Annotated in this window: 8 protein-coding genes; 6 read left to right on the top strand and 2 right to left on the bottom strand. The window is 73.7% G+C overall.

The features are described from left to right. The first annotated feature begins 250 nt into the window (after window positions 1–250). The 3 genes from HMPREF3086_RS15895 to HMPREF3086_RS15885 are packed head-to-tail and all read left to right on the top strand — an operon-like array spanning window position 251 to window position 3176. Window positions 251–838, top strand: a complete 588-nt coding sequence (locus HMPREF3086_RS15895; RefSeq protein ID WP_061228940.1) for a GNAT family N-acetyltransferase — start codon at window positions 251–253, stop codon at window positions 836–838. Beyond that, complete coding sequence (locus HMPREF3086_RS15890; RefSeq protein ID WP_061228919.1) at window positions 835–2421, top strand: phytoene desaturase family protein; 1587 nt, start codon at window positions 835–837, stop codon at window positions 2419–2421. Before HMPREF3086_RS15895 ends, HMPREF3086_RS15890 begins: the two co-directional genes overlap by 4 nt. Further along, a complete protein-coding gene (locus HMPREF3086_RS15885; protein ID WP_061228918.1) occupies window positions 2418–3176 on the top strand; it encodes an LppM family (lipo)protein in 759 nt (252 codons plus the stop codon). Before HMPREF3086_RS15890 ends, HMPREF3086_RS15885 begins: the two co-directional genes overlap by 4 nt. A 5-nt stretch (window positions 3177–3181) precedes the next feature. Here the strand turns inward: HMPREF3086_RS15885 and metF are convergent, their stop codons facing one another. Continuing rightward, window positions 3182–4159, bottom strand: coding sequence for a methylenetetrahydrofolate reductase [NAD(P)H] (gene metF / locus HMPREF3086_RS15880; RefSeq protein WP_061228917.1), 978 nt, complete (start codon window positions 4157–4159; stop codon window positions 3182–3184). A gap of 95 nt (window positions 4160–4254) precedes the next feature. Between metF and HMPREF3086_RS15875 the strand changes: the two genes are divergently transcribed. Together HMPREF3086_RS15875 and mptB are read left to right on the top strand one after the other, a co-directional pair. After that, window positions 4255–5334, top strand: a complete 1080-nt coding sequence (locus HMPREF3086_RS15875; RefSeq protein ID WP_109149223.1) for a polyprenyl synthetase family protein — start codon at window positions 4255–4257, stop codon at window positions 5332–5334. A 3-nt stretch (window positions 5335–5337) separates the two neighbouring features. Next, on the top strand, window positions 5338–6930 hold the full coding sequence (mptB, locus tag HMPREF3086_RS15870; protein WP_232302964.1) for a polyprenol phosphomannose-dependent alpha 1,6 mannosyltransferase MptB: 1593 nt from the start codon (window positions 5338–5340) through the stop codon (window positions 6928–6930). On the opposite strand, the gene HMPREF3086_RS15865 is transcribed toward mptB, so the two are convergent. After that, entirely contained in the window at window positions 6899–7264 is a 366-nt protein-coding gene (locus HMPREF3086_RS15865; protein ID WP_007630648.1) for an Rv2175c family DNA-binding protein, read from the bottom strand. The two genes, mptB and HMPREF3086_RS15865, sit on opposite strands and share 32 nt — an antisense overlap. A gap of 81 nt (window positions 7265–7345) precedes the next feature. On the opposite strand from HMPREF3086_RS15865, the gene HMPREF3086_RS15860 reads away from it, so the two are divergent. Continuing rightward, window positions 7346–8316 (top strand): protein kinase domain-containing protein (locus HMPREF3086_RS15860; RefSeq protein ID WP_246831022.1); only part of this gene is annotated, 971 nt, incomplete at its 3' end.

The raw sequence follows: 8316 nt of genomic DNA, 5'->3' as shown, positions 1-8316 counted from the left end.
CCTCGACGAAGCGCTCCGACGGGTCGGCCGCCGCGACCGCGCGACCACGATGCACCTCGGCGCGCCCGGCGCGGCCGAGTGACCCCGCGGCACCCCCGCGGGACGACCGCGTCCTGCTCGTGGTCCGCGTCCTCCTCGTGTCCATCTGCTGCACCTCCGCCTCCTGCACCTCCGCGTCTGCGCGCACGGTATCGCCGGGGTACGACACATCCCGGCGCCCCGGATCCGCGCCCGTGATCAAATGGGGTGGATGGACACCGTGATCACCCGGCTGGACGCCGCCGACTTCCGAGACCGACTGCCCGAGGCTCTGGGGGTCTACGTCGACGCCATGGGCTACCCGTCGCAGGTGATCCGCTCCCGGGCGGCCGCCTGGATGGAGCACAGCTACCGCGACGGCTGGTCCGGGGTGGCCGCGTTCGAGGCCCCGCGCCGGCGCCTGCTCGGACAGTCGAGGGGCCCGCTGGTCGCGATCTGTTACGGCTACCACGGCGCGCCCGGCCAGTGGTGGTACGAGCAGGTCTCCCGGGGGTTGCGCGACCGGGAGCGCGAACTCCCGTCCGACTACGTCGAGCTGACCGAACTGCACGTCTCGCCCACCCACCAGGGCCGCGGTATCGGCGGGACACTGCTGCGCAGGTTCCTGGCGGACCGTCCGGAGAGCAGGGTCCTGTTGTCCACACCCGAGGTCGAGGGCGAGGACAACAGCGCGTGGCGGCTGTACCGGTCGCTAGGCTTCACCGATGTGCTGCGGTCGTACCGCTTCGAGGGCGATGCACGGCCGTTCGCGGTCCTCGAGCGCACGTTGCCGCTCCCCGTCCCGGGGACCGACGAGTGAGCCGGCGTCATGACGTGGTGGTGATCGGCTCCGGCCACAACGGGCTGGTCTGCGCCGCCTATCTCGCCCGCGCCGGGCACGACGTCCACGTGGTGGAGAAGGACACCGTGATCGGCGGCGCCACCTCGACGGTCGAACGGTACCCCGGTCACCTGACCGATCGCGGGTCGTCGGCGCACCTCATGATCCGGCACACCGGCATCCCGGAGGAGCTCGACCTCGCGGCCCACGGACTGCGCTACATCGACTGCGATCCGTGGGGGTTCGCGCCCGCTCCGCCCGGATCCGGGGAGCCGCCGATCGTCTTCCACCGGGACCTCGACGCGACGTGCGCCAGCATCGCCGCCGCCTGCGGGGACGCCGATGCCGACGCGTACCGCGAGTTCGTCCGGCGGTGGGACGTCCTCGCGGGACGCATGATGAAGGGCTTCTCGGTGCGGCCGACCGCGCCGGGGCTCGGGTCGGCGTTCCTCGGGGCCGAGGACCTGCGCGACCCGTTCGGCGCGGTCCAGACGTTCCTGTCCTCCGGCGACGCGCTCCTGGACTCGATGTTCGACTCCGAGCGGCTCAAGGCCGCGCTCTCGTGGTTCGGGGCCCAGTCCGGTCCGCCGATGTCGCACCCCGCCACCGCCCCGATGATCGGCTTCGCGGCACTGATGCACCGGATCCCGCCCGGGCGCGCGGTGGGCGGGTCCGGGGCGCTGGCTGACGCGCTGACGTCGGCGATCCGGGCGCACGGCGGCACGGTCACCGCCGGCGCCGGGGCAACCGCGATCCGCCGCTCGGGTCCGGGCTGGCGGGTCGACACCGAGGGCGGCGACTCCCTCCACTGCTCGACGGTGGTGGCGGCGTGCCACGTCCACACGACCCTCGACCTCCTCGAGCACGAGTTGCCGGCGACGACGGTGGACGGGTGGCGGCGGCGGATCCGGCCCGGCTTCGGCCTGGGGATGGTCGTCCGGCTGGGCACCACCGACCTGCCGTGCTATCCGGACGTGCCCACCGAGACCAGTGCCCACGGGCTGCAGCTGCTCGTCACGGACCGGCGACACCTCGACCGGCGCTACGGCGTGGCCGCGGCCGGGGGGCTGGACGCGGACCCCGCCGTCCTGGCCATGAGCTTCAGCTCGCTCGACCCCTCCCTCGCGCCGGAGGGCCGACACGAGCTCACCCTCTGGTCGCAGTGGCACCCGCGCCACCTCGCCGACGGGCGGGGCTGGGCCGAGGCCGGGCCCGGGGAGGCCGACCGCATCATCGCAGCGGCGGACCGGTTCGCCCCTGGTCTGGCGGACTCGATCGTCCACCGACACATCCAGACTCCGGAGGACCTGGAGACCGAGCTCGGGCTGCTCGGCGGGAACGTCATGCACGTGGAGATGTCGCTGGACCAGATGCTGCCGATGCGCCCGCACCCCGACCTGCGCGGCCACGCGGTCCCGGGCGCCGACGGGGTGTTCCTCGCCGGAGCGTCCACCCACCCCGGCGGAGGCGTCATCGGCGCCAGCGGCAGGACGGTGGCGCGACTCGTCGGCCGCAGGCTCGGCAGGTCGGCGCTACGGCGTCGGGGGATCCGGGCAGAATGACCGCCGTGACCGTGCCCCGACCGCTCCGGCGTCCCACGACCGTGCCCTCCACGACCGTGCGCCGCTCAGCCGCCTCCGGCCGCTCGCGGCTGTCCCGACGGGTCGCTGGCCTCACCACGCTGGCCGCCCTGCTGGTCGTGCTCACCGGGTGTCTGCAGCTCAACGCGCAGATGAGCGTCCGTAAGGACGACACCGTCTCCGGACGCATCCTCGTCGCCGGGGACCAGCTGGAACAGGCGGCGGCGCTCGAGCGGCTCGGCGCGCCGTCCGGCCTCGAGCAGAAGGTCCGGATCACGCCCTACTCTGCGGACGGGTTCACCGGTCGCGAGATCTACTTCACCCAGTTGACGTTCGCGGAGATGGACGCGCTCTCCCTGGCGATCGACATCGAGGGCGCCCGCCCGTACACGCTCGGATTCCGCCGCAGCGGCGACACCGTGTCGTTCAGCGGCTCGATCGACCTGTCGATGCTCCCGGCTGATCGCGCTGGATCGACGACGACGCGGGTCGACCTGACGTTCCCCAACCGCATCAGCGAGACCAACGGGACCGTCGGCGCGGGGAACTCCGTGAGCTGGACGCCCGCACCGGGGTCCATCACCCGGATGCAGGCCTCGTCCTCGTACCCGGACCCTGCCACCCGCGGCTTCGCCGTGTGGATGATCGTGGGCGTCGGCGCAGCCCTGCTGGTGTCCATCGGGACGATCCTGGCCGCGCGGACCTCGAGGGCCCGCGCGGACCGGCTGGTGCGCTGAGGCGGTCAGATCCGGCTGGCCGCCACCCCGGGCGCGGGCGCCATCGACAGGTTTGTGAGGACCTCGCGGGTGGCCCGCGAGAAGTTGAGGGTGTTGAAGTGCAGACACGGCACGCCCTCGGAGATCAGCCGCTCACACATCCGAGTGGTCAGGTCGATCCCCACCTCGCGCACCGCCTCGCGGTTCTCCTCCGGCCCGTCCCCCGCCGCGGTGCGCAGGCGCTCGGCCAGGTCGTCGGGCAGCGCGCACCCCGACAGCTCGACCATCCGCTTGACCTGACGCAGGCTGGTGACCGGCATGAGACCCGGGATTATCGGCTTGGCGCCCTGCTCCGGATCGGCCGCGACGGCTCGGTCCCGCAGCCGGAGGTAGTGCTCGACGTCCCAGAACATCTGCGTGATGGAGTACTCGGCCCCCGCGCGCAGCTTGCCGACCAGGACCTCGGTGTCGTGGTCGAGGTCGCGGGCCCGGTAGTGCCCCTCGGGGAAGGAGGCCACGCCCACGTGGTACTCACCCACCTCGTGGATCAGCCGCACGAGCTCCTCGGCGTAGTGCAGCCCCTCCGGGTGGGCCGTCCACTCACCCAGCGGGTCCCCGGGCGGGTCGCCGCGGAGCGCGAGGATGTTGGAGACCCCCGCCTCGCCGTACATCCGGACCATGTCGGTGAGCTCGGCCACCGTGTGCCCGACCGCCGTGAGGTGGGCGATGGGGACGAGGTCGGTCTCGCGGACGATGCGCTCCACGACCCGGACGGTCCGGTCCCGCGTCGACCCGCCCGCCCCGTAGGTCACGGAGACGAACGCCGCACCGAGCTCGGAGAACACGGAGGCCGCACGCCAGAGACGCTCCTCGGCGGCCTCGTCGCGGGGCGGGTAGAACTCGACGGAGAACGGCACCCTCGGGGTGGTGGACGTCTCGATCCGCTCCACGATGCTGGGGTGCCGGCCACCGCCCGTCTGGTCGGAGTCGGGTAGCTGGGTCACCCGACCAGGGTAGCCCGACACGCGTCCGGTCCGGCCGTCGCCCGACGACTAGGATCGTCGGCGACGAGGGCGACCGGACCGGGCGCCCGGAAGGGATGGTGCCCGTGGTCATGGCGACCCGCCCCGACGACGGAGAACGCGTCCTCGCCACGCTCCGCCGCCACATCGAGGGACGGCGCACGGTCGTCGCCGCGGTCGACGAGCGGGTGGACCGGCTGGCCGGGCTCCTGTCGGACTTCGTGCTCGACGGCGGCAAGCGGATGCGGCCCCGCTTCGCACTGGCCGGGTGGGCCGCGTCCCGGCCCGACGCCGGCCCGGCGCCCGAGGAGGTCGTGACCGCCTGCGCCGCCCTCGAGCTGATCCAGGCGTGCGCCCTCGTCCACGACGACATCGTCGACGCCTCCGACACCCGCCGCGGCCGACCCACCGTGCACCGCGCTATCGAGTCGGCGCACCGCCGGGACGGGTGGGACGGCGACGCCGCCCGCTACGGGGTGTCCCAGGCGATCCTCGTCGGCGATCTGGCCCTGAGCTGGGCCGACGAGATGTTCGTGACGTCAGGCGTCGATCCGGCCGCGCTGGGCCGGGCGCTCGGCCCGTGGCACGCCATGAAGACCGAGGTCCTGTCCGGCCAGATGCTCGACATCCTCGCCGAGGCGTCGGGGGCCACGGACGAGCAGACCCCCGCCCGGGTGAACCGCTTCAAGACCGCGGCCTACACCGTCGAGAGGCCCCTGCACATCGGGGCCGAGCTCGCCGGCGCGACCGACGAGACGGTCGCCACGCTGAGGGAGTTCGGCGTCGCCGTGGGCCAGGCGTTCCAGCTGCGTGACGACCTGCTCGGGGTGTTCGGCGACCCGGAGGTCACCGGGAAGCCGTCCGGGGACGACCTACGTGAGGGCAAGCGCACCCTCCTGCTCGCACGCGCGATGACCCTCGCGCCCGGCGAGGACGCGCGCTTCCTCGCCGGAGTCCTGGGAACCGAACCCGACGGCCCGACGCTCGAACGGGCCCGCGCCGTCCTCGTGGACTCCGGAGCGGTCGCCTCCGTCGAGACCGAGATCGAGGAGCTGACCGCCCGCGCGCTGGACGCGATCGCCTCGGAGGCGATCAGCGCACACGGGCGGGACATGCTGCGGGACCTCGCGGAGGCCGCGACCCGCCGACGGGCCTGACCCGTGCCCGCTGCCACGGGACGCCGACCTGAGCGGAACTCCTCGTCGTCGTCACGCCCGCCCACCCGGACCACCTCGGCGGTGGGCTCCGCCCGCGCCGCCCTCACCGGCCCGTCCGGCCCCGCGCTGTGGCGGGGCGTCCTCGGTTCCGCACTGCTCACCGTCTCCGGCTTCGGCGCCGGCGCGCTGCCGGTCGACGGCGGCCCCGCGGTCGCGATAGGCCTGCCCGGTTTCACGTTCGGCCACGGTGAGGTCCTGGCCCTCGTCCTGTGCTGGGCGGGCGTCGCGCTCCTGGTCACGTCGTGGCTCTCGCTCGGCCCCCGAGCGGTCTCCGGACGGCTCCCCACACGCGACGCCGCGTGGGCCACCGCGCTGTGGTCGCTGCCGCTGCTGCCCGCGGTCCCCCTGTTCAGCCGCGACGCGTGGTCGTACCTGGCTCAGGGCGCGATGACCGCCGCGGGCGTCGACCCGTACGAGTACGGGCCCGAGGCCAACCCCGGCCCGTTCACCACCGAGGTCAGCTCCGACTGGCAGTCCACCGCCACCCCCTACGGCCCCCTGCACCTGCTCCTCATGCGCGGCGTCGTGGCCCTGTCGGGCGGGCATCCCGCGGTGGGCGTGCTGATCCTGCGTGTGCTGGTGCTGGTCGCGCTGGCCGGGCTCGTCGCGCTCGTGGCGGCGGCTGCTCGCCGCGCCGGGGTCGACGCGGGCGCGGCCGTGTGGATGGCCGGCGCGTCACCACTGACCGTCATCCACCTCGCGGGCGGCCTGCACAACGAGATCTTCCCCCTGGTGGCGTGCCTCGCGGCGGTCGTGCTCACCCTCGACCGGCGCTACGCGTGGGCGGGGGCCGCGATCGGCCTCGCCGTGGCGTTCAAGGCCACCGCCGTGATCGTCGCGCCGTTCCTGCTGTGGATCGCCCTCGACCGGCGCCGACGCCCGCAGGACTCCACGCGGCCTCTCGCGCGGTCGCACCGGAGTCCCCTCGTGGGCGCGGTCCTCGACACGGTCGTCGCAGCGGGCGCGGCGGTCGTCGTGTTCGCGCTGGCCACTCTGGCCGCCGGCACGGGCCTCGGCTGGGTGGACGCCATCTCCGTCTCCGACCGGGTCATCAACTACCTGAGCGCGCCTACTGCTGTGGCCCACCTCATCCACGCCGCGTTCGACACCCCCGGCTTCGAGGACGTCCTCGCCGTGACCCGGCGGGTGGGACGTGTAGTGCTCGCGGTGGCGCTGGTGGCGGTGTGGTGGCGGTACCGCCGGGACACCCGGTCGGCGCTGCGCGGCATCATGGTCGCGCTGCTGACCTTCGTGGTGCTCAACTCGCTGTCCTGGCCGTGGTACCACGTGTGGGTGGCCGCGTTCTGGTTTGTCGCCCGGCCGGGCCCGCGCGCGACGACCGCGGCGGTCGGAGTGACCGTCTTCCTCGTCCTGGGGATCGGCCCGAACGGCTCGACCAGCCTCTACAGCCCCGCGCTAGTCGGCGCGGCCCTCGTGGCGTCCGCTGCCGCGGTCTGGTGGTGGTGGCGTGCGACCGCAGCAGCGCGCACCGGCCCCGACTCCGTCAGAACGCCATCGCCTGAGCGCGACGCATGACCTCCCGTGCGCGGTGGCCGTGGAGCGCGTCGGCCGGGCGGCCGGGCAGGCTGTCGTCCTCGGTGAACAGCCACCGCAGAATCTCCTCGTCCCGATAACCCCCGTCCCGCAGGACGGCGATCAGTCCCGGAAGGAAACGCACGACCTCGTCGTCGTCCAGAAAGACGGCCGGCACCACGACGACGCCCGCCCGGCGGACGGCGAGCAGTGTCCCGTCGCGCAGCAGATCGTGCACACGGGTCACCGGGATGCCGAGGCGCTCGGACACCTCGGGCAGGTTGATGGTCTCGGCCCCGGCGGGCAGGACGTCGTCGCAGTGCGGAACGGTACTCACGCCTCCCACGTTAGACCCCGGGCCGCGTCAGGACGTCTCCGGACGTACCGCGGACGGGGCGGGAGGGGCAGAATGGACGCTATGAGCACTTACGACGGGCAGCCCCCCGGACCAGGCACCCTGCTCGACGGGCGCTACCGGCTCGACGCCGTGATCGCCCGCGGTGGCATGTCCACGGTCCACCTGGCCACGGACGAGCGGCTCGACCGTCACGTCGCCGTCAAACTGCTCGACCCCACCCTCGCCGGCGACCGCGCGTTCGTGGACCGGTTCACGCTCGAGGCCCGGTCCGCCGCGCGCCTGTCCGATCCCGGCATCGTCCAGGTCTTCGACCAGGGCGTCGAGGCGGGGACCGCGTTCCTGGTCATGGAACTGGTGCCCGGCGGCACGCTGCGCGAACTCCTCGACGAGCGCGGGCCGATGCCGCCGTACGCCGCGGCCGCCGTACTGCGCCCGCTGCTCGGCGCGCTCCGCGAGGCCCACGCCGCCGGCCTCGTCCACCGGGACATCAAGCCCGAGAACGTCCTGATCTCCACGACCGGCGCGGTCAAGCTGGCCGACTTCGGCCTGGTGCGCGCGGTCGCCGAGTCGCGCGCCACCTCCAGCAGCGTGGTCATGGGCACCGCCGCGTACCTCTCCCCCGAGCAGATCTCCGGTGCCGACACGGACGCGCGCTCCGACCTGTATTCCCTGGGCGTGCTGGCCTTCGAGATGCTCACCGGGGAGCCGCCGTTCAGCGGCGACAACAACATCGCGGTGGCCTATCGTCGCCTCGACACCGACGTCCCCGCGCCGTCCGACCAGTCCGACACCGTCGCCGAGGACCTGGACCACCTGGTCCTGCGCGCCACCCGGCGCAGTCGCGAGGACCGCTACGCCGACGCCGACGAGATGCTGCGCGACCTCGACCGCGCCGCCAGGATCGGGCGGTTCCCCGACTACGTCGTCCCGGCGCCGAGGCAGTCCTCGTGGACGCGGGCCCGGGCGAACGCCGCGCGCGCCACCCCGGGCGGGGAATCCGAGTTCGACGCCGCCGACCGCGAGAGCGGCGA

The sequence above is a fragment of the Dietzia sp. HMSC21D01 genome (genome assembly GCF_001815995.1).
GTDB lineage: Bacteria > Actinomycetota > Actinomycetes > Mycobacteriales > Mycobacteriaceae > Dietzia > Dietzia cinnamea.
The sequence above is the reverse complement of the archived record's forward strand: the minus strand, read 5'-3'. Positions and strand labels throughout refer to the sequence as shown.

Excerpts from the sequence above, each read along its gene's own strand:
- HMPREF3086_RS15895 (WP_061228940.1), top strand. The coding sequence starts at position 251 with ATGGACACCGTGATCACCCGGCTGGACGCCGCCGACTTCCGAGACCGA.
- HMPREF3086_RS15885 (WP_061228918.1), top strand. The coding sequence starts at position 2,418 with ATGACCGCCGTGACCGTGCCCCGACCGCTCCGGCGTCCCACGACCGTG.
- HMPREF3086_RS15875 (WP_109149223.1), top strand. The coding sequence starts at position 4,255 with ATGGTGCCCGTGGTCATGGCGACCCGCCCCGACGACGGAGAACGCGTC.